Source organism: Pyramidobacter sp. CG50-2, from assembly GCF_003612005.1.
Taxonomy (GTDB): domain Bacteria; phylum Synergistota; class Synergistia; order Synergistales; family Dethiosulfovibrionaceae; genus Pyramidobacter.
In genome coordinates this window covers 24815-49983 of record NZ_RAWT01000008.1, presented here as the reverse complement: position 1 = coordinate 49983, position 25169 = coordinate 24815, and the positions used below count along the sequence as shown (strand labels likewise).

General features: G+C 63.5%; 36 protein-coding genes and 2 pseudogenes. 20 read left to right on the top strand and 18 right to left on the bottom strand.

The window, feature by feature from the left end; translation table 11 throughout:
* The first annotated feature begins 5 nt into the window (after positions 1 to 5).
* The 3 genes from D7D26_RS03005 to D7D26_RS02995 are packed head-to-tail and all read left to right on the top strand — an operon-like array spanning position 6 to position 3772.
* Positions 6 to 878 (top strand): glycine--tRNA ligase subunit alpha, encoded by an 873-nt coding sequence (locus D7D26_RS03005; protein ID WP_120371975.1) that lies wholly within the window; start codon positions 6 to 8, stop codon positions 876 to 878.
* Between the two features lie 14 nt (positions 879 to 892).
* Positions 893 to 2950, top strand: a complete 2058-nt coding sequence (gene glyS / locus D7D26_RS03000) for a glycine--tRNA ligase subunit beta (protein ID WP_120371974.1) — start codon at positions 893 to 895, stop codon at positions 2948 to 2950.
* Positions 2951 to 2965: 15 nt separating this feature from the next.
* Positions 2966 to 3772 carry a pyruvate, water dikinase regulatory protein gene (locus D7D26_RS02995; protein ID WP_078016210.1) on the top strand — a complete coding sequence of 269 codons (807 nt, stop codon included), beginning with the start codon at positions 2966 to 2968 and terminating at the stop codon, positions 3770 to 3772.
* An 80-nt stretch (positions 3773 to 3852) separates the two neighbouring features.
* On the opposite strand, the gene D7D26_RS12550 is transcribed toward D7D26_RS02995, so the two are convergent.
* The 15 genes from D7D26_RS12550 to D7D26_RS02930 all read right to left on the bottom strand — a co-directional run bounded on the left by D7D26_RS12550 (position 3853) and on the right by D7D26_RS02930 (position 14858).
* A complete protein-coding gene (locus D7D26_RS12550; protein ID WP_255415967.1) occupies positions 3853 to 3999 on the bottom strand; it encodes a 4Fe-4S binding protein in 147 nt (48 codons plus the stop codon).
* A 577-nt stretch (positions 4000 to 4576) separates the two neighbouring features.
* On the bottom strand, positions 4577 to 4999 hold the full coding sequence (locus D7D26_RS02985) for a hypothetical protein (RefSeq protein ID WP_147413038.1): 423 nt from the start codon (positions 4997 to 4999) through the stop codon (positions 4577 to 4579).
* Positions 4921 to 6336: a hypothetical protein gene (locus D7D26_RS02980; RefSeq protein WP_120371972.1), complete on the bottom strand. Its 1416-nt coding sequence runs from the start codon at positions 6334 to 6336 to the stop codon at positions 4921 to 4923. The genes D7D26_RS02985 and D7D26_RS02980 overlap by 79 nt, the downstream gene beginning before the upstream one ends.
* Positions 6311 to 6487, bottom strand: coding sequence for a hypothetical protein (locus D7D26_RS12260; protein WP_158606247.1), 177 nt, complete (start codon positions 6485 to 6487; stop codon positions 6311 to 6313). The genes D7D26_RS02980 and D7D26_RS12260 overlap by 26 nt, the downstream gene beginning before the upstream one ends.
* 3 nt (positions 6488 to 6490) lie before the next feature.
* Positions 6491 to 8080, bottom strand: coding sequence for a terminase large subunit domain-containing protein (locus D7D26_RS02975; RefSeq protein ID WP_120371971.1), 1590 nt, complete (start codon positions 8078 to 8080; stop codon positions 6491 to 6493).
* A complete protein-coding gene (locus D7D26_RS02970; RefSeq protein WP_120371970.1) occupies positions 8058 to 8477 on the bottom strand; it encodes a phage protein GemA/Gp16 family protein in 420 nt (139 codons plus the stop codon). The genes D7D26_RS02975 and D7D26_RS02970 overlap by 23 nt, the downstream gene beginning before the upstream one ends.
* A 24-nt stretch (positions 8478 to 8501) precedes the next feature.
* Positions 8502 to 8864: a molecular chaperone DnaJ gene (locus tag D7D26_RS02965; RefSeq protein WP_120371969.1), complete on the bottom strand. Its 363-nt coding sequence runs from the start codon at positions 8862 to 8864 to the stop codon at positions 8502 to 8504.
* Positions 8865 to 8877: 13 nt separating this feature from the next.
* Entirely contained in the window at positions 8878 to 9195 is a 318-nt protein-coding gene (locus tag D7D26_RS02960; RefSeq protein ID WP_120371968.1) for a hypothetical protein, read from the bottom strand.
* Positions 9192 to 9719 (bottom strand): host-nuclease inhibitor Gam family protein, encoded by a 528-nt coding sequence (locus D7D26_RS02955; RefSeq protein ID WP_120371967.1) that lies wholly within the window; start codon positions 9717 to 9719, stop codon positions 9192 to 9194. The genes D7D26_RS02960 and D7D26_RS02955 overlap by 4 nt, the downstream gene beginning before the upstream one ends.
* Before the next feature lie 8 nt (positions 9720 to 9727).
* Positions 9728 to 9898, bottom strand: a complete 171-nt coding sequence (locus D7D26_RS12255; RefSeq protein WP_158606246.1) for a hypothetical protein — start codon at positions 9896 to 9898, stop codon at positions 9728 to 9730.
* Positions 9899 to 9900: 2 nt separating this feature from the next.
* Complete coding sequence (locus tag D7D26_RS02950) at positions 9901 to 10833, bottom strand: AAA family ATPase (protein ID WP_120371966.1); 933 nt, start codon at positions 10831 to 10833, stop codon at positions 9901 to 9903.
* Positions 10834 to 10851: 18 nt separating this feature from the next.
* Positions 10852 to 12078 (bottom strand): Mu transposase C-terminal domain-containing protein, encoded by a 1227-nt coding sequence (locus tag D7D26_RS02945; RefSeq protein ID WP_233543437.1) that lies wholly within the window; start codon positions 12076 to 12078, stop codon positions 10852 to 10854.
* A 42-nt stretch (positions 12079 to 12120) separates the two neighbouring features.
* On the bottom strand, positions 12121 to 12525 hold the full coding sequence (locus D7D26_RS12250; protein WP_158606245.1) for a hypothetical protein: 405 nt from the start codon (positions 12523 to 12525) through the stop codon (positions 12121 to 12123).
* Between the two features lie 175 nt (positions 12526 to 12700).
* Positions 12701 to 14341, bottom strand: a complete 1641-nt coding sequence (locus D7D26_RS02935) for a Rha family transcriptional regulator (protein ID WP_120371963.1) — start codon at positions 14339 to 14341, stop codon at positions 12701 to 12703.
* A 1-nt stretch (position 14342) separates the two neighbouring features.
* Positions 14343 to 14858: a helix-turn-helix transcriptional regulator gene (locus D7D26_RS02930; RefSeq protein WP_120371962.1), complete on the bottom strand. Its 516-nt coding sequence runs from the start codon at positions 14856 to 14858 to the stop codon at positions 14343 to 14345.
* Between the two features lie 101 nt (positions 14859 to 14959).
* Here D7D26_RS02930 and D7D26_RS12875 point away from each other — a divergent pair.
* The 3 genes and pseudogenes from D7D26_RS12875 to D7D26_RS02920 form a co-directional block, all read left to right on the top strand.
* Positions 14960 to 15118: pseudogene (locus tag D7D26_RS12875) on the top strand (helix-turn-helix transcriptional regulator); the annotation flags it as partial.
* Positions 15119 to 15625 carry a helix-turn-helix domain-containing protein gene (locus D7D26_RS02925; protein WP_199674667.1) on the top strand — a complete coding sequence of 169 codons (507 nt, stop codon included), beginning with the start codon at positions 15119 to 15121 and terminating at the stop codon, positions 15623 to 15625.
* Positions 15626 to 15645: 20 nt separating this feature from the next.
* Entirely contained in the window at positions 15646 to 15945 is a 300-nt protein-coding gene (locus D7D26_RS02920; RefSeq protein WP_120371960.1) for a hypothetical protein, read from the top strand.
* Between the two features lie 34 nt (positions 15946 to 15979).
* Here the strand turns inward: D7D26_RS02920 and D7D26_RS02915 are convergent, their stop codons facing one another.
* The 3 genes from D7D26_RS02915 to D7D26_RS02905 all read right to left on the bottom strand — a co-directional run bounded on the left by D7D26_RS02915 (position 15980) and on the right by D7D26_RS02905 (position 17903).
* On the bottom strand, positions 15980 to 16219 hold the full coding sequence (locus tag D7D26_RS02915; RefSeq protein ID WP_120371959.1) for a hypothetical protein: 240 nt from the start codon (positions 16217 to 16219) through the stop codon (positions 15980 to 15982).
* Between the two features lie 116 nt (positions 16220 to 16335).
* Entirely contained in the window at positions 16336 to 16689 is a 354-nt protein-coding gene (locus D7D26_RS02910) for a hypothetical protein (RefSeq protein ID WP_147413037.1), read from the bottom strand.
* A 77-nt stretch (positions 16690 to 16766) separates the two neighbouring features.
* Entirely contained in the window at positions 16767 to 17903 is a 1137-nt protein-coding gene (locus D7D26_RS02905; protein WP_120371957.1) for a phage portal protein, read from the bottom strand.
* A 167-nt stretch (positions 17904 to 18070) separates the two neighbouring features.
* Between D7D26_RS02905 and D7D26_RS02900 the strand changes: the two genes are divergently transcribed.
* From D7D26_RS02900 to D7D26_RS02840, 14 genes and pseudogenes are all read left to right on the top strand, one after another.
* A complete protein-coding gene (locus tag D7D26_RS02900; RefSeq protein WP_120371956.1) occupies positions 18071 to 18865 on the top strand; it encodes an XkdF-like putative serine protease domain-containing protein in 795 nt (264 codons plus the stop codon).
* Positions 18866 to 19786, top strand: a complete 921-nt coding sequence (locus tag D7D26_RS02895) for a P2 family phage major capsid protein (RefSeq protein WP_120371955.1) — start codon at positions 18866 to 18868, stop codon at positions 19784 to 19786. It begins immediately after the preceding gene.
* 9 nt (positions 19787 to 19795) lie between these two features.
* Entirely contained in the window at positions 19796 to 20065 is a 270-nt protein-coding gene (locus D7D26_RS02890; protein ID WP_120371954.1) for a hypothetical protein, read from the top strand.
* Positions 20065 to 20454 carry a hypothetical protein gene (locus tag D7D26_RS02885; protein WP_120371953.1) on the top strand — a complete coding sequence of 130 codons (390 nt, stop codon included), beginning with the start codon at positions 20065 to 20067 and terminating at the stop codon, positions 20452 to 20454. The genes D7D26_RS02890 and D7D26_RS02885 overlap by 1 nt, the downstream gene beginning before the upstream one ends.
* 48 nt (positions 20455 to 20502) lie before the next feature.
* Positions 20503 to 21048 carry a glycoside hydrolase family 108 protein gene (locus D7D26_RS02880; RefSeq protein WP_158606244.1) on the top strand — a complete coding sequence of 182 codons (546 nt, stop codon included), beginning with the start codon at positions 20503 to 20505 and terminating at the stop codon, positions 21046 to 21048.
* Positions 21049 to 21074: 26 nt separating this feature from the next.
* The gene (locus D7D26_RS02875) at positions 21075 to 21335 is read left to right on the top strand and encodes a hypothetical protein (RefSeq protein WP_120371951.1); all 261 of its coding nucleotides are present in this window, start codon (positions 21075 to 21077) and stop codon (positions 21333 to 21335) included.
* Positions 21332 to 21802, top strand: coding sequence for a hypothetical protein (locus D7D26_RS02870; RefSeq protein ID WP_120371950.1), 471 nt, complete (start codon positions 21332 to 21334; stop codon positions 21800 to 21802). Before D7D26_RS02875 ends, D7D26_RS02870 begins: the two co-directional genes overlap by 4 nt.
* Positions 21789 to 22226 (top strand): phage baseplate assembly protein V, encoded by a 438-nt coding sequence (locus tag D7D26_RS02865; RefSeq protein WP_120371949.1) that lies wholly within the window; start codon positions 21789 to 21791, stop codon positions 22224 to 22226. The genes D7D26_RS02870 and D7D26_RS02865 overlap by 14 nt, the downstream gene beginning before the upstream one ends.
* 14 nt (positions 22227 to 22240) lie before the next feature.
* Positions 22241 to 22570 carry a PAAR domain-containing protein gene (locus D7D26_RS02860; protein ID WP_120371948.1) on the top strand — a complete coding sequence of 110 codons (330 nt, stop codon included), beginning with the start codon at positions 22241 to 22243 and terminating at the stop codon, positions 22568 to 22570.
* 5 nt (positions 22571 to 22575) lie between these two features.
* Positions 22576 to 22830 (top strand): annotated as a pseudogene (locus D7D26_RS12870) (3TM-type holin); the annotation flags it as partial.
* A gap of 43 nt (positions 22831 to 22873) precedes the next feature.
* Complete coding sequence (locus D7D26_RS12545) at positions 22874 to 23128, top strand: hypothetical protein (RefSeq protein WP_233543436.1); 255 nt, start codon at positions 22874 to 22876, stop codon at positions 23126 to 23128.
* On the top strand, positions 23097 to 23441 hold the full coding sequence (locus D7D26_RS02850) for a GPW/gp25 family protein (protein ID WP_120371946.1): 345 nt from the start codon (positions 23097 to 23099) through the stop codon (positions 23439 to 23441). The genes D7D26_RS12545 and D7D26_RS02850 overlap by 32 nt, the downstream gene beginning before the upstream one ends.
* Positions 23438 to 24565 carry a baseplate assembly protein gene (locus D7D26_RS02845; protein WP_120371945.1) on the top strand — a complete coding sequence of 376 codons (1128 nt, stop codon included), beginning with the start codon at positions 23438 to 23440 and terminating at the stop codon, positions 24563 to 24565. The genes D7D26_RS02850 and D7D26_RS02845 overlap by 4 nt, the downstream gene beginning before the upstream one ends.
* Complete coding sequence (locus tag D7D26_RS02840) at positions 24562 to 25167, top strand: phage tail protein I (protein ID WP_120371944.1); 606 nt, start codon at positions 24562 to 24564, stop codon at positions 25165 to 25167. Before D7D26_RS02845 ends, D7D26_RS02840 begins: the two co-directional genes overlap by 4 nt.
* Positions 25168 to 25169 lie beyond the last annotated feature (2 nt).

Below are 25169 nucleotides of genomic sequence, written 5' to 3'. Positions count from 1 at the left end.
GTGGAATGAACTTTCAGGATATCATGCTGAGATTGCAACGCTATTGGGCGGATCAGGGATGCATCGTACAGCAGCCCTACGACATCGAGGTCGGGGCCGGCACGATGCATCCGGCTACGTCGCTTCGGGTCATCGGCCCCGAACCCTGGAACGTTGCCTATGTGCAGCCGTCTCGCCGTCCGGCGGATGGGCGTTACGGCGACAACCCCAACCGTCTGCAGCATTATTACCAGTTCCAGGTGATCATGAAGCCGGCGCCGGAGAACATCCAGTCGCTTTACATCAACAGCCTTGCCGCGCTGGGGATCGATCCCCGCGAGCATGATATCCGTTTCGTCGAGGACGATTGGGAGTCTGCGGCGATCGGCGCCTGGGGGCTCGGCTGGGAAGTCTGGCTCGACGGCATGGAAGTGACCCAGTTCACCTATTTCCAGCAGGTCGGCGGCGTCGATATGGAAGCGGTGCCCGCAGAAATAACGTACGGCCTTGAACGTATCGCCATGTTCGTTCAGAAAGCCGACAACGTTTACGATTTGAAGTGGAACGACAAGGTGACCTATGGAGATGTCCATCATCAGGGAGAAGTCGAGAACTCCATATATAACTTCGAGGTGGCCGACGTCGCCATGCTTGCGGAAATATTTTCCCTGTACGAGAAGGAAAGCTTGCGTCTTGCCGATCAGGCTTTGGTTCTGCCCGCCTGGGACTGCGTGCTGAAGTGCTCGCAGATTTTCAATCTTCTCGATGCCCGCGGCGCGATCAGCGTCACGCAGCGCACGGGGTATGTTTCGCGCATCCGCGCGATTGCGTCGAAGTGCTGCTCAGCCTATGCGCAGCAGCGGAAAGATATGGGCTATCCGCTCATGAAAAAATTTTAAAGGGGGACGGACCGATGGAAAGAGATCTGATTCTGGAGATTGGAACGGAAGAGATACCGTCCCGTTTTATGCCAAGCGCCTTGCGTGACATCGCCCAATACGCCGAGGAAGAGTTTGCCGCGCAGCGTCTCGGGCATGGGCGCATAGAGGTGATGGGCACTCCCCGCCGCCTCGTGCTGTTGGTCCGTTCCGTTGCGGAACGTCAGGAGGACCTCTCCGAAGAGCACAAAGGGCCGGCGTGGAAATCCGCTTTCGACGGCACGGGAACGCCGACTCGTGCGGCAGAAGGTTTTGCCAAAAGCAAAGGCATTGCCGTCGAACAGCTGGAAAGCCGCAACGTCAACGGCGTGGATTATGCGTTCGCCGTCATCAATCACAAGGGCGGCGCCGCGGACGCCTTGCTTCCGGACATGATGAAGCACATCGTCTCCCGTATCGTTTTTCCCAAAAACATGTACTGGTACGACCCCAGCGTTCGCTTCGCCCGCCCGATCCGCTGGCTGCTCTGCCTGATCGGAGCGAAAGTCGTCGAGTTTGAGCTGAACGGCATGAAAAGCGGCCGGACCACCTGCGGACATCGTTTCATGGGAGCTCCTTCCGTGGAGATCGAGTCGAGCGACGATTATCTGACCGTCATGTACGACAACTGGGTCATTGTCGATCAGAAGAAGCGCGAGGAGAAAATGCGCGCCGCCATTGCCGGCATCGAAAAAGAGCTTGACGGCGTCGTCGAGCTTGACCCCCCTCTGGTTCAGGAGAATCTTTATCTTGTCGAGTATCCCGTGCCCTTTTACGGCTCGTTTGACCGCAAGTATCTGGAGATCCCCGAAGAAGTCCTGACGACCTCGATGAAAGACAACCAGAAATATTTTGCCGTTCACGACCACAGCGGCAAATTGATGCCCTGTTTTGTCGGCGTCAGCAACAATCTGGTTCCCAATATGGAGCTGGTTCGGGAAGGAAATGAACGGGTTCTGCGCGCCCGCCTGGAAGACGCCGTTTTCTTCTGGAAGGAAGATCTGAAACGTCCCCTCTCGGCGCGGGTCGAGGACCTGAAAAACGTCATCTATCAGGAGAAGCTGGGTTCCGTCTACGACAAGACCATGGAAATGGTCAAGATCTCCCGAAAGATTTGCGACCTCCTCGGCAGCAAGGACGACGTCAAGCTGGTCGAACGCGCGGCCTACCTTTCGAAAGCGGATCTTGTCACCGGCATGGTCGGCGAATTTTCCGAACTCCAGGGGATCATGGGCCGTGAATACGCCCTGAAAAACGGAGAGGATCCGCGGGTCGCCAAGGCCATCGCCGAGCAGTACATGCCGACCGCGGCGGGAAACGAACTTCCTTCCGACGTGATCGGCGCCGTCGTGGGAATTGCCGAACGGGCCTTCAACATGGTCGGGGCCTACAAGCTGGGGTTTCAGCCGACGGGGTCGCAGGATCCTTACGGCCTCCGCCGCGCCATCCGCTGCATCAACGAGATCCTCTGGGGACTTCGCCTCGACCTTGATCTGGAGGCGCTGCTCGCTTTCATCGCCCAGGACCTCGAAGTTGACGGCGAAGCGTTGAACTCGCTGCTGGAGTTCATAAGGCAGCGCACGCTCATTCAGCTCAAGGAAAAAGAATACGGCCACGAACTGATCGAACTGGCGCTCTCCGTGACAGGATCCCGTCCCCTGCAGACGCTTTATCTGCTGGGCGCGTTCGCGGAGGTGAAGCAGGAAGACTGGTTCACGAAGCTGGTCAATTCCGCGGTGCGGGTGAAGAACATCCTGACGAAGGCCGAGAACGTTTCGAGCTCCGTGGATCCTTCGCTTTGCGTCAAGGCTGCCGAAAAGGACCTTTATGCGGCCGTGAACGAGGCGGAGAAGCCCGTGGAAGCCGCTCTGCAGAAAAACGACTGGAACGGGCTGATGAACGTCCTCGCCCAGCTTTCCCCGGCCGTTTCGGCCTTCTTCGACGACGTGATGGTCATGGACGAGGACGCGGCCGTCCGCGCCAATCGTCTCGCGCTGCTGTCCCATTGTCAGAATCTCTTTATGCGCGTCGGAGATCTCAGCAAAGTCAAATAGACTGAAGGGCATTTTATGACATTACGTGTTTCCATCGTTTCCGATTCGACAGGAGAGACTGCCGAAAGCATGCTCCACGCGGCGCTGGCCCAGTTCGACGGCCTCGACGTGACGATCGAGCGCCATCGGTCGGTTCGCGAAGTCGCTCAAGTCCACGGGATCGCCAGCGATTTTTATCAGCGCGGCGGGCATTTGATCGTCAGCACTCTGGTCAAATCCGACGTGTTGGCGGCGTTGGTTGCCGACACGAAAAAGTACAACTTAGGCTATGTGTCCATGATGGGCCCCCTGGTCGAAGAGATCTGCCGCCTCACGGGACGGCAGCCCATGCAGCGCCCGGGAGTGAACCGCCGCGTTGACGGCGATTACCTGCGCCGCGTCAAGGCCATCGAATTCACGCTCCGCTGCGACGATGGACAATCCCCCGAGCTGATGACCGCCGCTGACATCGTCTTGTTCGGCGTGTCTCGGGCCGGAAAAACGCCCCTCTCGATCTGGCTTGCCCTGAAAGGATACGCCGTCTCGAACGTTCCTTTGCTGCCCGGCGTCGCTCCCGATCCCCGCATCTGGAATGTGAGCGTGGAAAAGAGAGTCGGGCTCCTGATCTCGGCTGAGCGCTTAAGAGAGATCCGCTGCGAACGGATCGTCGCCATGGGGCTCGATCCGCAGCGAGCGGCATATGCCGATATCGATAAGATCAGGGCGGAACTGGACGACGCCCGTTCTTTGATGGAGAAGCTCCAGTGCCGCGTTTACGACAGCACGGACCATTCTTATGAAGAGCTGGCGCGTAATATCCTCGAAGATTTGAAAATGCTGTAGCAAAAAGCGGGCATCTGAGATATTCAGATGCCCGCTTTTTGCGCTCTTTGAACGCCGGGGAACCTCGTGCCGCACGCGGTCTAGCAGCCGAACAGCGAAGAAGCTTCTTTCATGGCGTCGATAATCGGAACTCCGAAGGGACAGCGCTTCTCGCAGCTGCCGCAGGCAATGCATTCGGAGGCGTGGTGAGGCAGCAGTGCATAGTGCTCGCGCGCCGTCTCCGGGATCTGCTCCTGGGTTTTGGCAAGATTGAGGAATTTATTGACGGAAGCGACGTTGATGCCTTTGGGGCACGGTGGCTATTTTCACGGAAAGTGAGTATTTTTGAGGCTGATTTTTGGGCGTAAAAAAGAGCATCTGAGATCTTGGCGTTGCTGGTCTCAGGTGCTCTTGTGCTATTGCTCATTTCGTGCAAATCAATGTCAGGGATTCTTCCGTTTTTTCCGTTTTCTCACGGATTTTGCCCACGCGTCGATTTGACCATTTGAGGATGTTTGAAGGGGATTTGAGGATTTTTAATGATGCTGTGAACCCTGAATGTATCTGATTTGAACGGGCTAGAACGGGGCCTTTTTTGAGGCTGATCGAGGGGCAAAATCGGGGCGTTGGTCAGAAAAATGAGGCTTCTGCAGCGAGTCTTTCGGCGGTGGAAAAGTCACGTAGAGCGAGGTTATTTTGTGGACAACCGATTATTTCTTACGCCATTCCAACGACTGAGTTCATGATCTGTCAGCCGTTGATGGTTCCCTTACATTTTCGGAGAACGGATGAAAAAGAGTGGATGAAACGGTTCATTCCGCTCGGTTATGCTTTTCGTTTCTGTTCTTCGGGCGTGGGCCAGAACCACCAGTGACTTTTCGGTATCGCACGTCCGAGGATCTGTTCGGCTTCTGCCCGATATTCAGGCCACGTAAAATTTCCACAGCGAGCCGCCGGAAACCGCTCAAAGAAGACGCCGCGTTTCCGATATTTTCCCCAGTCTTCCACGACAGAATCCAGATAGTCGCGCACCCTTGTCGGCAGTTCATCATGGTTGAACAGAAGCGCTGAGACCAAAGTCGGGCTGTCTACGCCGTCATCCATGCGAAGATAGTCAGGGCAGTCTTCGCTGCCCAGCCAAAAAACATCATATCCCAGCAGGTGGCACATCAGTTCCTCCTGCGAGAAGTCTTCAAGGCACAAGTCATCCCGATACTCATCAAGAAGCGCTTCAGCTTTGGCGTCCATGTTTTCATGACTCCTTTCATCTTCGGCAAAGGCATGACGACTTGTGCCCTTGCACGGAATCTAAATTTTTTTGTTTTGAAAAAGGTCGAGATTGTCTGACCTTCCAGAGAAATGATCGCCTGTTCTCCCGTCTTCGTATCGTGAAAGACGATCTGAGGGTGGGGGGCTTTTTTATCTTCTATGATCAAATAAGCGTCGCGACCGCCGCGGCGGATCAGCGAGGCGATCTGCTCGTTGTATTCCGCCATGGTCGCGTGAAACTCCCGTTTTCCATGTTTCATGTAATGAACAAACGCTGTAGGGTGCTCCAGCCCGTCGCCGCCGTCCTGCTTTTTCCACGTTGCTTTATGGCTGCCCCAATGGCATTTCATGGCGTAATCGAGGAGCCCCGGCAGTTCCTTGGCTGGCACTTCGCCGTCGATGGCCCACTGCGAGACCTTCTCGGGGTACTCGACGGGCGGGAAGTACGCGACCGTCGTCGTTCGACAGCGGAAGTGATAGGGCGGCAGCCCGATCCCCGCGTCGATCAGCGCCGACGTCTTCGTCGCCGCGGGGACTTCCTGATCGCCGAACATCGGCTGCGCGGCCTTCATGGCGTCGGCGTCGTGCCGCCGGGCCGCGGAAAGAAGCCGGTCCCGCTGGCGCGACAGAGCGCCGACGGGGATCGTGCGGCCGTGCATGGAGCGGCAAATCTGCGTCGTGTGAGCGTCCAGCACCGCCACGACCTGCACGTACTCGACGCCCGCTTCCTCGTAGCCCGCCACCCGGCCCAGTTCGTTCGTGCGCGCCACCCAGTGGTCGGCCAGCAGATTGAAATATCCCTTCATCTTCGGCTCGGCGAGCTGCGACAGGCTGTCTTCCAGATGTTCCGCCAGCTGCAGCCGCGTCGCGCCGGTTTCGTAATACGCCCACAGCGATTTTCTGATCGCATCTGAGGCGAAACGGTCGTACCCGCCGCCGAGCCAATACAGCCCGTCCTCGCGCAGCAGATCGATGGCCGATAGATCCGGCGCTTTCAGCGCAAAGTCGACGCCGACGCCGTGCAGACCGTGCCGATACGAGTTCGATATCGCTTCGGCGACAGGACGCCGGGCCGCTTCCGCGAGCCCGACGCCCAGATATTTCGCCGCTTTCGCTTCGATCCGTCCCACGTCGCCGGGCGTCGCCGCGGCGCGTTCGCCCAGCGCGCGGACCTCCGACAGCAGTTCCATCAGCAGCGCCCGCGTCTGTCTGTTCCAGCATTTGCTCAACGCCGTCTTGAGGAGTTCCGCCAGCTCGTCGAGCGTCCGCTCCGACTTGAGCACACTGAGATTATACAGCAGCGGGACCTTTTTCACCTGCGCCGCCTTTTTTCTTCTCTCCGGGGAAATTCTCCCGCGTCCGGCAGATGTACCGGCAGTTCGGACAGGTGCGGACGCGGACGACCTCGTTGCCGCGGTCGTCGGTATGCGCGACGGTCAGTCGCGCGTGACATTTCGGACAGTTCACGGCTCAGCCTCCTATCATCGAGACGTTTCTTCTTCCCAGCACGCGCCGCTGTCCCGCGGCGTCCATCACCGACAGCGCCAGCGCCCAGAACAGGTCGGCGTGCTTGATCTCCTCGTTGCGGTCGGCGTCGTAGGTAAAGCCCTTCTCCGTGGGCCTGCGCCGGATCGCGTGCAGCTGCATCGTCAGATCGCGGTCGTTGGGGATGCGCATCCGCCGCCCCTCGAACAGCTTTTTCACGCCCAACGCCAGCTGCTCCTTCGTTTCTCGCGTGAACCAGACCCCCGACACCTTGCCGGGATAGCGCATCTGCAGGTTTTCCGCCATCTGCGCGCCGATGCCCGTGCGGTCGATGCGCATCCGCCGGATCCTGTACACCTCGAACAGGGCGCCGATATGGTCTTCCTGAGCCTGAAACGACATCTTGTCCAGCGTATCCATGTGCCGCACCCAGACTTCCCGTTCTTTCTTCTCGCCGCGCAACTCCGACAGGACCACCGCCGTCAGGTCGCGCCAGCGCCCGATGTCCGTGCCGCCGCTGAGTTCCGCCGACGTGTTCATGTCCAGCGCGTCGTCGCGGAAGGCGTCGCGCACTTCGGCCGGCGACAGCAGCGACATCTCGTCGGCGAAGAAGCGGCACTCGTACGCCTGCGCGAACGTCATCGCGTCGAACAGGTCCCGCAGCTCTTCGAGGTCCACCCGGTGCCCGTCGGCGATGGCGCGGTAGATGTCCACCTTGTGACGGCTGAAGCGCGGGTACTTGCCCGGCTGCGTCCAGATCTCGCCGAAGCGGTCGTACTCCGTGTAGGGCGTGCTCGTCACCGTCAGGCGTTTCTTGCCGACCGTGATCGCCGGCACCACCGCCAGCCACATCTTGGCCGGAGCCATGTGCCAGGCGTACTCGTCCAGATAGACGTCGCCCGTGTATCCCTGCACCGTGCGCCAGTTGCAGGGCAAAAAGTAGCCTATGCCGCCGCCGGGAAAGACGATGTTCCCCTTGTCTTCCAGGTACTCCACGCCCAGATCGTTGCACCACTTCACGCAGTAGTTGCGGACGATCTCCGACTGATCCTGCGAGGCCGAGACCACGATCTGGTTTTCCTTCCGCGCCAGCGCCCCCAGCAGCACCTCCGCGCCCAGGGAGTAGGAGAACCCCGTCTGCCGCGCTTTCAGGCAGATGCGGAACCTCGCCTCGTCCCGGACGAAATCCCTTTGATACGGATAGAGCCGGTCGAGGATCCGCGCGCGGATGTCGCCGATCACCTCGACGGACAGCCCCGGCGTCTTTTGCTTGCGTGCGCCCCGCAGCCGCCCCCTGGGAGCCGATTGTTCCATGCGGCGGATCGCCTTCGACAGCTTGTCGACCTTGCGCACCTGAGCGTCGCTCAGTTCGCCGGAACCGGCGCTGATTGCCGCCATTTTCTCCCTGAGATGCCGCACCGAGCTGTCGGCGTCGCCGGCGTCCCACTGATAGCGCCGCCGCCAGGCGTTGACCGTATCGGGATTGCAGCCGACCTTCGCGGCGATCTCCAGCGCGCTGTGGCCGGCCAGCCAGAGCCGCTGCGCCTCCTTTTTAACCTTCTCGCTGTACGCCACCGCCCTCCTCCTTCCGCGCGCCGTATCCTTCGCGCCTCAGCTTTTCCAGCGCCGTGATCAGACAGCGCGCCTGAGCTACCGTGAGCCAGGCGATCACGCCGACGCCCGTCACCTTTTCGCAGAACCGGTCCATCGCCGCTTCCGGCCAGCCCAGAGCGCGCCGCCGCCGGTGGATCTCGCCGTGCTGCGCCGCCGTCAGCCGGTCGGGGCCGAGGCGGAGCGCCAGGCGCCGCAGACCGCGGATCAGCAGCTCCGCCTGGCGCCGCGACATGGCCGACATGCGCTCGCAGCCGAACTGTTCCATGATCATCGCGTACAGCGTCGAATCCGGCTGGCCGATCTCCTTCTTCCAGAGCGCCCAGATCGTCTTTTTCTGATGCGCCGTGATCTGAAGCATGCCGTTTGCCCCGCCCCGCGCCGTCTATCGGCCGGGCTCGGCCAGGCCGTCCACGTGGCGCAGCTGATATTCCGTCGTGATCGTCTGCTCGACGAACCGCCCCGCGCCGTGACAGTCCCCGCATTCGCGCTCTTCCGCGCCGTAACGGATGCGCTCCAGGCCGCCGCACGACTTGCAGACGCGCACCTTCATCGTTTCCTTGTCGAAGGAGAGATTCTCGCCCAGACTGCCGAGCGTGAACTCCTCCTTGAGAGTCTTGACAAGGATGCGCCCCGTGCCGCCGCACTCGCAGCAGTTGAAGCGCTCGCCCTTCAGATCGACGCCGAAGCCCAACCCCCTGCACTTCTTGCAGACATGGATCTTCATCGTTTCCGGATCGAACTGCATGGCTGCGGCCTCCTCAATACACCGGGCGGCCGCGGTACAGCCGCCTGATGCCCTCGCGCCGGCGCCTGACGCCCCGTTTGCGGCGCTCGGCCACCGCCAGCTTCCACGCCTCTTCGCTCAGATCGCACCAATAGCACCAGCACGACAGGCCGTCGCTCTTCACGTCTTTTCCGTCCACGCGGCCGAAGAGGACGAACCCTTCTGCGTCCCACTGCTTCAGCAGCTCCAGATCGTCCATGTTCAGCCTCGCCGCGTCGAGCAGCCCGCCGCGATCCACGGCGCAGGATTCGACATAAAGAAGAAGAGAAACTTCCGGAACGCTCATCGTCATTGTGCCCGGCCTCCTTCCAGATCGGCCAGCTTCTCCTGATTCAGCTCGTACCAGAACGTGTCCTTGCCGACTACCGCCACGCCCACCAGTTCCAGCCGCTCCGGCGTCCACTTGGCCAGCACGTCCTTGTCCGGCTCGCGCTTGACGCGGATCGCCTCGGCGAACTGCAGCTCTTCCAGCTTGCCCAGCACCTGCTTCCAGGTCACACCCTTCACCGTCGCCAGCGCCGTGCTGCGCCGGTAGCCCAGCGAGCCGTAATCCAGCTCCACCGAGCGCTTCTCGCCGAACAGCGCGTCCTTCCGCGTTTCGGAAAAGACCATCAGCCCGTTCTCCAGCGCCGCCAGGCGCGCCTTCAGCGGCGCCGTTTCCTCCGCCGCCTGCGCCTTGATGCTGTCGATGTCCTCGTTCATGCGGGCCTCGATGGCGCTCACGCCGCGCGACAGACCGGCGATCTCTTTCAGCGCCTCGTTGGCCTCCGCCAGCGATTTGACGGGATAGACCGCGTCGGGTTTCCTGCGTGCCATGCGACCGCCTACTTTCTGACAAACGCGCCCAGCCCGGGGGCCAGGATCACGCGATCGTCGCTCAGAGCGCACAGCGCCGCCGCCAGAAACCGCACCGCGAAGCGCTTCAGCCGGCTCTTCCGCCGGTACGGCCCGTAAAGCACCGTCATGCTGTTGCCATTCATTGCCATTTCCTTCATCTTTACGCCTCCTCGATAGTTTCCGAAAAGTGCCCCTGCGCGTCGAACATCAGCCCAAGAGCCTGTTTTACCGAACCCATCGCCGCCGCGCGGCGAAACACCTTGTACAAAAATCGCAGCGCGCCCCGTTTCGGCGCCAGCGACAGCGCCAGCCGGTCTTCCGCGCCCTCGGGATCGCCGCCCAGCCCCTGCCAGTACTCCCGCAGCTCGCTCAGCAGCACCCCGTCGATCTTCTGGAAATAGCCCAGCCGCGAGAGGAAATACGTCTCGCCCGCGTTGCGCAGACTCAGCTCGAACGATTCCAGCCCCAGCAGCGCCACGGCGATCCCCGCCTCGTACAGCTCGCGGAAGCAGACCAGCTTCTTCATCAGCCGACTTCTGTTCTGCTCGTTCACCAGCAGATCCGCCTCATCGCAGATCACCATGGCGATCCGCCGCGCCTTCAGCGTCTCGATCAGCCGCAGCAGCTTGCGCGTGTTCGTTCCCGCGTCCGGCGCATGGACCGCCGCCAGCAGCGAACTGAGCACGTCGCCCACGCTCATGCCGTCCTTGGCCCGCCAGTACAGCACGTCCGTCCGCCGCTGCGCGAAAGCCCGAGCCGAGTGCGTCTTGCCGATGCCCGACGGCCCCGTGATGCAGGTCATCTCCCCGTCCTGATACGTCAGCTCCAGCATCGAGTCGATCACCGACTGACCGTGAGTCTTCCATGTGCCGTCGGCGAGGCGCTTCGCCCCGGGCTTGAAGTGCTCCCGCAGAGACGCCAGCATCTCCGCGCCCGTTTCCGCGCGTCCCTTGTACTTGCCGCCCAGCACCTGACTCGTCGTCGCCGCCGATCTGCCCGTGATCCGCGCTACGTCGGCGTTGCTCAGGGCGCGCTCGCGGACGAACTCCTGCAGCTCTTCCAGAGAAGAACTTTGCGCCAGTTTCAGCTCCATTTGAACCGTCTCACTCCTTTACGCCTCTTTGGCCGCCTGCGCCAGCTCGATCAGCCGGGCCTGCAGCGCGGCGCGGTCGATCGCCACGTCCTCTTTCAGCCGCTTCTGCGCCGCCGCCTGCGCCGCCGCCGTGTACGGCGACAGCTTCACCGGCTTGGCCTCGGCGCGCGAGCTCAGATCCGCGGCGATCTCCATCCACCAGCCGATCAGCTGACGCTGCCGGCGGATCTTGCGCCCCAGCGCCGTGCCGTCCTTGGGATCGATCTTCTCCCACCGCTCGGCGATACAGATCAGCTCCGACGACTCCTTGTCCAGCACGTACGCCGACGCCGGATCGTACGGGTTGTACTTCACCTCCACCCTCTGCCTGCGCCCGCGGGCGCACAGCGCGCTCAGCTCCGGCGCGTACCACGTGCACACCCCCCAGCCCGGCAGCTTCAGCCGCACCGACGAATCGCGCACCAGCCGCGATTCCGAGGGGAAGATCAAAAAGTCCAGCGTCTGGTCCGTCAGCTTCACCAGCGGCGCCTCGGCGATCCCCGCCAAAAACTCCTCGCGCGGCACGATCCCCGCTTCGCTCATGCGGTGCCGGTGCCAGCGGTCCAGCACCCCCAGAAAGACCTCGAAAAAGTCGCGGAAATGCCAGAGCTTCTTCTTTCGCGTCGCGTCGCGCAGCAGCTCCTGGATCAGATCGTTGGTCTTTTCGTCGCCGTCGCGCCGCGCGTAGCCGGGAATGTCCTTCTGCATCAGCGGCCGTTCCACGGCGTGGAAGAACCAGCTTTCGATCGGCTTCGCCTGCGCGTTGCGCGGCCTGGCGAAATGCTGACCCACGTCGTCTTTGCCCCAGCGTCGGAACGCCGTGTAGCCCGAGAGCTGCTGCCGCAGCGTCGCCATGTAGTGCGACCGCTCCGGCTTGCCGTTGTCGTTATAGAGGTTCTTGGGGATCCCCCATCTGCAGGCTTCACGCAGGGCAAAGCCCACCGACCATTTGTCGTACGGCCCCAGCACCGGCCACAGCCCTGAAAAATAGCGAGAGCGGAAGTCGCCCCAGGCAAATATTTCCGGCCGCACGGGATTGCCGTCGTCGTCCAGCACGATGTAGTCGAAGATGTGCTGGTCGCCCACCAGCATCTCGTGCACGTGATAGGCCGAAAAATCCCGCAGCACCGGCGGCGTCACCAGCGCTTCCAGCGCCCGCCGCCCGCCGGTCGCGACGCTCCGCACCGCCGGCGGCACCTGCCGCACCACCCGGTACCAGCTCGCCTCCGAGCCGATCTCCCAGCCCGCCTACGCCGCTTTGTTACTGAGTTCGAGATAGCTGTCGCGGATCCCCAGCCGCGGATTGCGCATCAGCAGCGAGATCCCGTATTCGATCGCGGCCGGCGTGAAACTGCTCGACCGCAGCGCCACGCCCACCGCCCCCGCCCGGCTCGACACCGCCACGCGCAGCGGCGCCCGCGCCCCGGCCGCCTTGCCCTGCCGTTCCTCCCGCGCCCAGCGCGAGAGCGTGGAAAAACCGATTCCCGTCTCCTGAGCGACCCGCTTCATCCACTCCACCTTGCCGACGTGGGGCGGCCGTTCCTTCAGCCGCGCCAGCGCGCCCAGCCGCGTATGCGTGCGTCCGTCGCGCAGCTGCGCGGGCGACAGTTCGAGCCCTCCGGGGAGCGGAGCGTCTTTGTTGTGTTGGGACATGTCCTCGCCTCCGTCAGAGGGCCTCGACCGCCGCGCCCGCGCGGGGCGCGGCGGTACGGCTATTCCGCGTCGCGCTCCGCGCCGAACATCGCGCCGTGGCCGTTTCAATTCACGCGCCCGTAAAGGGCGCGATCCCTAACTTCAGGATTAATGATGTTGGTATCAAGGTTTCAATTTACGCGCCCGTAAAGGGCGCGATGGTATAATCTTTTGACACCGGATGGACCGGCCCTTCGCCGAACAGCAGCCAGTCCGCGCTGACGCCCGTTCGCAGGCGCAGCCGGCTCAGCGTCCCCAACCCCGGCCGCGAGATCCCCGCCTCGATCGCCATCAGCGTCGTCGCCGTCACGCCCGTCAGCTCCGCGAACTCGTCCGGCGACATGTTGTAGTGTTCCTTGCGCAGTTCGCGCAGCCGCGGCCCGATCGTCGTGTACGACGACGTCCTCACCGGTTCGCGCTCCTCGCGCGGCTGATGCAGGTCCCGCCGCGCCTCGTCGAGCAGGTCGTGCGGCCGCATGAACAGATTCAGCTGGTTCTCCGGCGTCGGCCGCGCCGGCCGGGGAGCGAGCCGCCGTTCCAGCGCCGCGCAGCGGCGCTCCACGTCGTCCTGCCGCCGCGCCACGGCCGCCGTGACGCCGGCCAGTTCCGCCGTCAGGCGCGCCAGCTCCGTCACCGCCGCGGTGATCTGCGTCGCCGCCGCGGCCAGTTCCCGCAACGCGGCGGGGGGCATGCCGCTTCGCTCGCGCTCGCGCAGGGCGGCTTCCATGGCGTTGAAGGCCCTAATGTACGCTACCTTGATCGCCTCCGCTTTTTTGCCCGTAAAACCCATGATCAGGAGCATAAAGCCGTCGCGGCTTATGAGATAGCAAGGAAGTTTTCGACCAGTAATATCTTGATATTCACTGGGCACAAAATTGTGCTCAGTGAAATCCTCGTGAGGATCAAGGTTTTTGATAGACCGAATGATGCTTCTGTGCTCTTTTTCAAATTTTTTCGCCAGATCCAGCGACGAGACGACCGCGCGGCCGTCGCGCTCCGTCACGCCCAGATCGGCCGTCAGCGCGGCCAGAGTCTCGCGCTCTGTGTTAGCGCGGGTAATTGTCTGGCGATTATCATTATCTGGAAGGGCGCTCGGCAGTACCTCGCGCGTAAGCCACTGGCCAAAGGCTTTCGCCTCGGGTTTACGCCCGCGCATAATCAAATTCCATAAGCCAAACTCATTGATGATTGTCATTCTCTTTTTGCCGCGAGGGGTGTCGATAATAGCGACTTCCTTTTCGTCATCATCCAGATTTTCCGCGCCATGCTTGGGATTAAGGCCGAGGATCGCGAGTACATCTCTTGCCACCCACCACAAGTCGTCGTTTCGCAATAGCGCGCGCACCGTATGATCTTGAAAGGAGAGTGTTAAAATGTGCGGATTTTTTGGGGAGAGAGAATTTTCGACATCGCTAGTAATGGTTCGATCGTCTTGGGAGCTGGACGATTCGTTTTTTGCGTAGGGTATCTTTGCAGCGTTGAACGCCTCTATGTATGCTTCTTTGAGTCGCGCCGCTTTTTCGCCCGTATATCCCATGGTGAGAAAAGTGAACCCGTCGCGGGTCATCATGTAATAAGGGCGCGGCTTGTCCTGAGCGTCCTTTCTTTCAGCCAGCTTAAAATTGAGTCGGCTGAATTCGGGGCTGCAATCAAGCTCGCGGACATCTCTGATAACGTTTTTGTGTTCTTTCCCGAATGTCCGCGCCACGCTCAGCGACGACACCGCCGCCTCGCCGTCCAGTTCCGTGATGCCGAGATTGTCGATCAAGTCGTTCATTTCATTGCGCTCCTTTCGCGTCGTCGCGTTTGTCTAGATGGACCGGCCCTTCGCCGGTCATTTTCAGGCGCCCCATAGCGCCCTCGCCCAGAAGGAACCAGGTGCCATCGATCCCGCGCCGGGCCAACGCCACGGCGAGACTGAGCGGAACCTTCTTGACGCCGTTTTCATAGAGGCAATAGGCGCGGGGCGTCATGCCCAGCAGCGCGGCCATCTGCGCGGCCGTCAGTCCCGCCTCGGCGCGGACGGCCAGCAGGCGGCGCTGAAACTCGTCGCGGGGGCAGTCCGGGGCGGCTTTTTCCGTGCAGATCGTTACGCCCGTTTCCCGTTCGAGCATCTCGATGATCGTCAGGGTCTTCGTCCCCGGGGAAGGACGCCTGCTTCTGCCGTCGTAACGCGACAGCGCTACCTTGACCACCCGATAGTTCAGTCCCTGCGCCTGCGCCCAGGAACACAGCGAATGCCCCTTCAACAGCAGCGCGGCGCGGATTTTCCGGCTTGCTGTAACTCCCGACATGGTGTATCATCTCCTTATAAGTGCTTGCTGAAAGTAACCGGCCAGTTACAACTCATATTATAGGTACTTATAGAACTCATATCAAGGGGTGTTGGTTAATCATGGAATCCTATTTATATACAGAGATCGGTAATAGAATGAAAGAATTAAGAGCTAAATACTCAATGTCACAGCGCAAATTTGCTGATTTTGTTAATATTAACAGAGCATATCTAGCAGCACTTGAGACAGGACGAAAGAGACCGTCTTCAAACATTCTAATGCAGTTAAAAGTATCCACTCATGTCAGTTCAGACTGGCTCCTTGACGGCGTCGGCCCCATGTTCCTCGACAGCCACGGTCTGGAGGGGGACGCGCTGAAATCCCTGGGCTCTCGCCTGCGTCAGCTGCGCGAGGGGCGCGGGCTGAGCATGGCCGAGGCGGCGGCGCAGCTGGGCGCGGGCGAGGAGGAATACGCCCGCTACGAGGCGGGCGAAGCCGAGCCGCCGCGGCGCGAGCTGGAGCTGTACGCCTCGGGGCTGGACGCGAGCATGACGTGGCTGCTGGACGGCGCCGGCGAACCGGGCGAGCCCGGCGACCCGACGCTCGAGACGGCGCGGCAGGCGATCGAGCGCAGCGCCGCGGCGCGGCGCGTGGCGGCGCTGATGGGCTCGCTGCCCGACGCCCGGCAGGAGGAGATCCTGCAGCTCGTGCGCGACCGGGCCCTGCTGGAAAAGCTGCGGCGCCAGAACGAGGAAGAGGAGGATCCCTTCCTCGGGATCCTCTGAAATAAAAGGAGGTTATCGTGATGAAACGTTTATCGCTGTGCCTGTTGCTGCTGTGCGCTTTTTCGGCGTCCGCCCCGGCGGCGCCGATGTCGCTGGACGAGGGGCAGTTCTATGTGATGGATCACGTGGCCATGGGCGACCCCTGGGAGCCGCAGTTCTGGGTCGAGAAGCTGGGGCCGTTCGAGGTCATCCCGTATGAAGGCAGCCACAACGCCGCGCTCGTCAAGTGCTTTTATTTCCCCGGCGTGGACATGACGTTTATCGTCAACACCTACAAAAACACCATCATCACCTGGCGCGAGGGGCGCGAGGGCAAATAAAGAGCACGGGCGAAGAGCCTCCAAGGGACCGCGATCACGCGGTCCCTTTTTTGTCGCCGGGGGCGAGCCAGCCCTGGCGCGCGGCGAAGGCCCAGAGCTCGCAGAGCTTGTTCCGGTCGGAGGTGAGGAACAGGATCGCTTCGTGGTGCGGCGGGTTGATCCGGGCGGCGAGGCGCAGGAGGCGCTTCACGATCGCGGCCCGCAGTTCCCGCTGCCGGCGGCGGAGCCGGTCGCACAGAGGGCGGCTTTTGCCGCGGGACAGTTTTGTTCTCATCCTTTTCTCTCCTTTTCTTCGCTCGGGATTGTCACGAAGCGAGCATTTTTGCCCGCGGCGTCAGCTGAGCGCAATTTTGTGCCCAGTGAATATCAAACTATCGTCTTCGCGCGGCGTCAGTCCTCGACGCGCAGGTTCTTCACGCCGGCGCGCTTCAGCTCCCCGAAGAGGACGCCGGCGAGGTCGCGGTCGACGCGCAGGCGGCGGATCTCGGCGTCGGCGTGGCTCAAAAACAGGTCCAGCGCCTGGCGCAGGAAGGGGCGCGCCTTGCGCGCCGGGCTCACGACCTTTCGCACCGGGCGCCTGGCGCCGGGCCAGTACAGGGCCTTGCGGTCCTTCGGGCGGATGATCATGGCCGGGCGTCCGTCGTGGACGGCGCGGGCGTAGATCTTGCCCGTGCCCACCAGCCAGCCGCCGGCGAACGGCGAGGTGTGGAGCGACTGGCGCAGCTCGCCCGTGCGCACGGGCACGGTCTGCGTCTTGACGATCGCTTCCAGGCGCAGGGCGGCCCGGTGGGCGATGCGGCGCATGGCGGCGGCGTCGACGCTCACGACAGCTGCGCCTCCAGGCTCTTGAGGATCTTCTGCGAGACGGACGGGGTCCCGGCTTCGTCTTCGGCGGTCAGCGCGCCGACGTCGATGGGCGTGAGCTTGAAATCGGCGCCGATGTCCGCGGCGCGCAGCAGGCGCTGCACCTGCCCTTCGAGGAAGCGCATGCGCGGCTTGATCACCGTTTCCATGAACAGTTCCAGCTGGCCGGTCACTTCGCCGCCGCCGCCCAGCTGCCCGGGCGTCATCATGCCCACCAGGCGCGGCGGCACGCCGTGGGCGGCGATGATCTCGCTGTCGGTCGACTCGGACAGTTCCTTGAAGTGCAGGTCTTTGAGGTCGGCGGTCAGCTTTTCGAAGCGAATTTTGGCGTTGTCGAAGGGGATCGACATCAGCAGCGTGCGGTGGGCGTTGTTCGCGCCCTTCATCTCCGTCAGGGCGCGGCGCAGCGCCTCTTCCGTGGCCTTGTCGAACTCGGCCCCTTCCAGCACCACGGCCAGGTCGGGCACGGCGCTGTTGTGGAAGAAGCTGGCCAGGAAGGTCTTTTTTTCCTGGTCGAGGCGCAGCGTGTCGAGCACGGCGATCCAGCGCGGCAGGCCGTAAAAGCTCGACAGCGGCGTGAAGGTGCGGGCGTGCAGCATCTCGTTGCGGTCGCCGCGCGGCCTGCCCAGCGGCGAGAACGGGACCGGCGTCTCGGCGACGATCTGCGCGTAGCCGCCGGGACGGTTGCCGGCCTCGTCGGGAGCGATCCACATGGTCTGGGCGTGGACGTTGTACAGTTCGGCGACGCGGCCGCGGGCGTCGCGGGCGACCTCCAGATAGGCGTTGCCGCTCCATTCCAGATCGACGGCGAAGCGCTTGAGCAGGTCGAGGAACGGCTCGCCCTGCGAGATTTCTTCCAAAAAGGCGCGCGCTTTTCCGTCGGTCTCGTAGCCCACGCCCACGGCGGCGTCGCTGATCAGGTCGATGCAGCGCCAGTGGTAGGCGTTGCTCAGGCTCAGTTCGAGGACGCGGTTGAAGTCGGCGGGCGGATCGGCGTATTCGAAGCGGCCTTCCAGCGCCGGCGGCTGCGAGCGCTTGGCCTTGAGGACCGGCTCGAGCCGCGGCGAGGGGATATTTTCGATGATCGTGTTCATGTAAACTGTCAGCCTCCCTTTTTCGACTTACTATAATGAAAAAACGCCCCCGATTCCATCCATTAGTGGAAGATTTAGGGGCGTTTTTTCATTTTTCCAGATCTGGATTGAATACAATCGAAAAGTTTGCTAAAGTCGGGGCGTAAAAAAGGGAGGCGATTGGATCGATGGCGACTCTGCTGAAAAACATGAAGATCTCTCACATTTCGCTGGTGGGGGCGGCGGCCAACAAACGGACCTTTGTCTACAAGTCGGCGGGGACCCTGGACGGCGAGGAAGTGAAAGCTTCTTTAAGTCATCTTTGCAAGTCACTTGATCACCACATGGTTTATGGTGTAGTATATTCACCGGACGAAATAGATACTCAAGGTGAATATTCGACCGCCGCGGAGATCGAGAAGGCGGCGCACGGCTTTCTCGCCGACCTCAGCCAGAGGAACGTGGACGTCGAACACAGCTTCAGGCCCGAAGGGGCCTACGTGGCCGAGAGCTGGCTGCTCAAGGGCGCCGACGGGCGGTTCCCCGGTGCGCCGGAAGGCAGCTGGGCCGTGGGCGTCAAGATCGACGACGAGGCGCTGTGGAAGTCCGTCAAGGACGGCGCCGTGTCGGGGCTGAGCATGGCCGGCGTGGCCGAAAAAGTGCGCGAGGACGACGGGCGCACGTTCGCCAAGGGGCTTTTCGCGGCGCTGGCCGACCTGGTCAAGGGGGCGGCCGCGGAAAAGACGGAAAAGACGGAAAAGAACGAATCGGGGGCAAAGAAAGACCCCGAAGGAGAGGACGAAGACCGCATGACCGAAGAACTGAGCAAGGCCGTGAGCGCCGCCGTGACGGAGGCGCTGAAGCCGCTGAACGACAAAGTCGAAAAGATGGAACGCCGTCTCGAATCCGTCGAGAAGAGCCGCGGCTCCTCGCAGAGGGCCCTCGACACGGCGCTCGACGACGAACTGGAAGGAGTGCTGTAAATGGCGGAAATCAAAGGGCTGAGGGGGCTGCTGAAATCGGGCGAGATCACGGCCGAAAGCCAGCGCGTCGGCGGCGTGCTGCGCCCGCAGCAGGCCAGCCGCATCATCGACCTGATGGTGGAAAGCGACGACTTTCTCGGCAAGGTCACGGTGGAGCGTTCCTCGCGCCTGCAGAAGGACGTGTACGAGATCGCCCAGGAGGTGCTGGTGCGCGTGCCCGAAGGCGAAGAGCCAACGGATTTCGCGCAGATCACCAACGAGGGCTGCACGCTGAACATGCTGCCGGCGCAGCTGTTCGGGCGCGTGCTGTTCTCCTCGCTGCGCGACAACCAGAACAATCCCCAGTTCGAGTCGCAGCTGCTGAAGAAGTGGAGCGCCCGCTTCGCCGAAAACGTCGTGCGTCTCGGCTTCGTCGGCACGTCCGACACTTACGCGAACAAGAAGTTTGTCGAGCTGAACAAGGGCTGGGTGCAGCTGCTCAAGGACGCCGGGGGCAAGACGCACACGGTCGATTCGGCCGCGTACGTGCAGAGCGGCGCCACCGACTGGCCCGAGTATCTCGGCGCCGTGATCGAGGCCCTGCCCGACCGGTACAAGAGCGCCAAGTGCAAGATCGTCATGAACATCAGCGACCACGAGGCCCTGATCCGCCAGATCGGCAGGCGCGACGGCATGGGCGCGGTGCTGCTCGAGGGCAAGCTCAAGGAGATGCTCGGCTACGACATCGAGCGCGTGGGCGCCATGCCGCGCGGCACCGTGATCTTCACGCCGCTGGAAAACCTGATCTACGGCGCCTGCACGCAGATCGAGCGCTATCGCGAGCTGAACGGCAAGGGGCGCTGCATCGACTACACCTTCGACATGCCGTTCGATTATCAGGTGGCGATCCCCGACGCGGCCGTGATCGGATACGCCGGATAGCCGACAGCCATGGACAAGCTGATCCTGCGCGTCCTCGACTGCCTGTTCGGCAACTATCCCGCCTACGTGGAGCTGGAAAAGTGCCGTCAGGAAGCCGCCGTCGGCGCCGAAGACTTTCGCCGCACGATCGCCTACCTGAAGGAAAAGTGCTTCGTCGACGTGGACGGCTCGCGCGTCGGGGCGGAGCACGGCGGCGTCTACGGACAGGTGCGCATCACCGCCGCGGGGATCGACTACCTCAACGCCCGCAGCCGCACCGTCCGCGCCAGGATCCTGTGATGATCGGGCCGGACGATGTACGACTTCTCGGCGGGCTGCCCGAAGAGATTGCCGACGAACGGCTGCGGCCCCATATCGAAAGCGCGGAACGCCTGGTATGGCAGGTTTCGGGCTATACTGCGGCGGATCTGGCGACGCTTGACGAGGCCGTTACGGCGCGTCTGCGCGAGGCGGCCGGCTGCTTCGCGATCAGCTACGCGCTGCCGGTGCTCAACACGTTCTTTCTGGCGAACGCCGAGCGCGTGCCGCGCGACGTGGCGGAAGTGTCGGACTACCAGTTCCACGACGCCGCGGACATCGTCAAACTGGCGCGCCTGTGGGAACAGCGCGGTTACGAGGCGCTGCGCGGGCTACGGCCGGGCGGAGTCGTTGCGGCGACGGTGATCTGAAAGGCCTTCAAAGGGCTTCAAAATGGTTTGAAAAAGGAGTTGTTTGCAGTGACGGACTGGGACCGGGCGCTCAGCTTCGTGCTGTGCCTCGAAGGCGGCTACGTCGACGATGCCGACGACGCCGGCGGCGCGACCAACATGGGCATAACGCAGGCGACGCTGGACCGCGCCGCGGCGCGCGGCGTCGCGGCGGCGGCCGACGTGCGGGATCTGACGCGGGACGAAGCCGCGGCGATCTACAGGGCTTTTTACTGGGACCGCTACGGCTGCGGCCGCATCGTCTGGCCCGCCAGCCTGGCCGTCTTCGACACGGCGGTGCAGCACGGCCGCGCGGCGCTGCTGATCCAGCGGGCGCTGTGCGACGTGGGCGAACGCGTGATCATCGACGGGCTGTGGGGGCCGCGCACGGCGGCCGCCGCCGAACGCGCCGCGCGTCGCGACGCCGAATACCTGGCCGAACGCATCATCTTTCAGCGCGCCGCGTATTACGGCCGCATCGTCAGGAACCGCCCGTCGCAGGAGAAGTTCCGCCGCGGCTGGTTCAACCGCCTGCGACGCCTCGCCCGCGAGGCGGGCGTGAGGCCGCCGGCGTGACGCGGAAGCGAAGAAGGGAGAAGCCCGTGGAGGGACTGGAACAGAAAATCGAACGGATCTGCCGGGGCTTCGACGGCCTGATCGGCGCGATCAACGCGCGCAATGCCGGCAACGTCAATCAGGCGCTGCAGATCACGCGGCTGGAAACGAAGATGGACGGCGTGGAAAAGAGCCTGGCCTCGCTCGGCCAGTCGCAGCGCAACACCAACAAGGTGCTGATCGGCATGGCCGTGTCGCTGATCCTCGCCGTGCTCGGCGCGATGCTGCGGGGGGCGGTGCTGCGGTGATAGAGCAAAACATCAAAAATCATCTGGAATCTCTGATCGCCGCCGCGCTCCCGGGCATCCCGCTGAACGAGCGGGGCAAAAGCCGCTCGCTGGTGATCGCCTTCGAGCGGCGATCGCTCTCGCCGCTGTTCCAGGAACAGGAGGACCTGCGGATCTACGGCTGGGTGACGGCCGTGGTCAGCTGCACGTTCTTCAGCGGCGACAACGACTGGGCCGACAAGACGGAGCTGCTGAAGGCGGTGTGCCGTGAGCCGGTGCTGTTTACGGCCGACGGCCTGCCGGTGAAGATCGCCCTCTCCGAGGCCGATCTGGAAGACCGCCGCGCCCTCACCGCCGACGTGCTGCTGTTCGAGGTGACCTATCCGCTGTACGACGTGGTCGAACCCGGATCCCGGCCCCAGGGCGCTTTCGCCGGCTGGGACCCGGACATCGGCGCCGCTCACGAGGGCGACTATGAACGCCTCTGAGGTGGAGCGCCGGCTGGGCGAGCTGATCCAGTTCGGCGTGGTCAGCGAGGTCAGGCCCGAGCTCGGCAAATGCCGCCTCAGCCTGGGCAGTCGCACGACGCCGCTGGTGCGCTGGCTGGAAACGCGCGCGAATTCGGGAGTGAAGACGTTTTCCCATCCGCGGATCGGCGAGCAGGCGCTGTTTCTCGCCCCCGCCGGCGACTCGTCGCAGGGCGTGGCGCTGCTGGGCGTCTTTTCGGGCCTCGTGCCGCTGCCGGACGGCGCGGCGCAGGACGTGGAGATCGTGCAGTTCGGCGACGGCGCGCGCCTGTGCGTGGACCAGGCCGGGCACGTGATCAGCCTAACCGACCATTACGGCAGCTTTATCAAATTCGAAAACGGCGACATCATCATCAAGGCCGCCGGGAACATCTATCTCAACTAAAGGAGTTGATCTCCATGCCGGCTGCGACGCGGATCGGCGACGGCACCGTAGGCGTCTGCAACGTCGGCGCGCCCTGCTGCCCGCACGGGCGCGCCGGGAACAACGGCTCCGGCTCGCCCGACGTGGTCATCAACGGCATGAGGGCGCACCGGCTGGACGATACCGGCCCCTGCAACTGCCCCCACGGCGGCACGTTCGCCAGTACGACCGCCTCGCCGACGGTGTTCGTCAACGGCAAGCCGCTGACGCGCCTCGGCGACACGACGGTGTGCCAGGACTGCGGGCAGCCGGGGCATCACGTTTCGGGATCCCCGAACGTTTTCGTGGACGACAAAAGAAGGTGACTCGCATGAATTTGCTGGAACTGGTCCCCGGCGTGAGCGCCATCCTCGACAAGGTGATCACCACGCCGGGCGAGCTGGAAAAGATCAAGATGGAAATGCGGAAGATCGACATGAGCGAGGTGACGGCGCGCCTGAACGTGCAGAAAGCCTGGCTCGGCAACAAGTCGCCCTACGTGGCGGGGGCGATCCCCACGGTGATCTGGATGTGCTGCGCCGTGATCGCCTTCAACCACATCGCCGCGCCGTTGCTGAGCTGGCTGTTCTCGACGGTGGGCTGGCTGGTAGCCCCTGTGCGGCGCCTCGATGCCGCCCGTGCCCGCGATCCCGACGCTGGAACTGCCCGACTACTACGTGCAGGCCATGCAGACGATCGTGCTGGGGTTGTTCGCCAAGAAGGCCTACGACGGCACGGCCATCGACACCAAGTGGGTCAAAAGCCCCGTCAAGCAGGAGGCGCAGCCAAGCGCGAAACAGCCCCTGACGGCCGAAGAGGTGGACCGGCGCTTCGAGGCGCTGTGTCGGAAATATGGCGTTGGCGACCGGCGTCGGGATCGCTGACGGGCGGTTCCGCCTGCTGGGCGCCGAAGATCACGTCAGGGCGTCGATCGCCGACATCCTCGCCACGCCGAAGGGCACGCGGGTGATGCGGCCGGAGTACGGCAGCGACCTGCCGCGGCTGGTGGACGCCCCGATGAACGAGGAGTGGAAGCTGCGCGTCTATATGGCCACGGCCGACGCGCTGCGCCGCTGGGAACCGCGCGTCGAAGTGATTCGGACGGTCATCGACGCCGTCGGCGTCGGCCGCATTACGCTGACCGTAAAATACAGGCTCGCCGGCGGCGAGGAGAAGGAGGCGACGGTAGCCCTGTGATCGATTTATCTCAGCTCCCGGCGCCTCGAATCGTCGAGACGCTGGACTACGAAACGATCCGGCAACGGATGCTGGAAAAGCTCGAGCAGCTGCTGCCGGGATGGACGGCGGCCGATCTGGAAGCGGATCCGGCCGTGAAGATCCTCGAAGTGGCGGCGTGGCGCGAGCTGCTGCTGCGCCAGCGCGTCAACGAAGCGGCGAAGGCCGTGATGCTGGCCTTCGCCGCGGGGAGCGACCTCGATCAGCTGGCGGCCTTTCCGGGCGTGAAGCGCCTGCCCGGCGCGGCAGCGACGTTCCCCTGTTCCGTCGGCCTGACGGCGGCGCTGTCCAGCCCCGTGACGGTCCCCGCGGGCTGGGCCGTGCGCGACGCCTCCGGCGGGTGCGAAGCCCGCCTGATGAAAAGCCTGTCGATCCGCGCGGGAGAAACGGAAGGCAGCGGCGTGATGGAGGTCGTCCGCCCTATTGGCGCCGCCGCCAATGGGCTGAACGCCGGGCAATGGCTGGCGGTGCAGCCGCTGCCGTTCGTGGGCCGGGTCGAACAGACGGAGGCCGCTTCCGGCGGCAGCGACGAAGAGAGCGACGACGCGCTGAGGGCCCGCGCGCAGCTGGCGCCGGAAAGCTGGAGCACCGCCGGCCCGGCCGAGAGTTACCGCTGGTGGGCGCTGTCGGCCGACGGGCGAATCGCCGACGCGGCCGTTTCAAGCCCGTCGCCGGGGGACGTGAAGATCGTGGTGCTCAGTGCCGAAGCCGGCGGCACAGCCGACGAGGCCATGCTGGAGCGCGTCAGGCAGGCCGTGAACGACGAAAAGCGCCGCCCGCTGACCGACCATGTGAGCGTGGTCGGCGCTTCGATTGTCGGGTACGACGTTAACGCTCACCTAGAGATCCCCGCGGGCGTTTCCGCCGCGCCGGTGATCGCCGAGGCGACGCGGCGGCTCGAAGCCTGCGCGGCGGAAACGCGGCGCATCGGCGGCGTGGCCGCCCGATCGGCCCTGATCGCCGCGGCCCACGCGCCGGGAGTGCGACGCGTGACGCTGGTTTCGCCGCCGTCCGACGTGACCGCTTCGGACCTCGAAGCGCCGCTCGCGCGCGGCGTGAGCGTCACCTACGAGGCGGTCGAATGACGGCGCATCTGCTGCCGCCTTCGGCCTCGGCGGCGGAACGGGCGCTGTCGCTCGCGGCGGGCTTCGCCGACCTGCGGCCGGAGCGGATCAAGGCGCTCTGGGATCCGCGCCTCTGTCCGGCCGAGCTGCTGCCGTGGCTGGCCTGGAGCTGGCACGTGGACGACTGGGACGAGTCGTGGAGCGAAGATACGAAGCGCGCCGTCGTGGCGGCGGCCTGGGAAGTGCACCGCCACAAGGGCACGCCCTGGGCGGTGCACCGCGCGCTGGAGGCGCTGGAATATCGCGCGGAGATCGACGAGGACACGGGGACCCCGTACGTCTTCGACCTCTCCGTCGAGCTGACGGGCGCCGTCGATATCGACGCGTTCACCGCGAAGGCCGTGCGCGCCGTCGAACTGACCAAACCGGCGTCGCGCCATCTGGGGCGCGTCGCTCATTTCGTACAGACGGCGGGGCAGATCGCCGCCGCCGCGGCCGTTTACGGCGGCGCGACCGTCGAGGTGTGGCCGCGGCAGGCGGAATGGGCGGAAACGAGCGGCCCGATCTTCGCCGCCCTGACGGCGGGCGGCCGCGTCGAAGCGGACGTGCGTCCACGCGTTTGAGA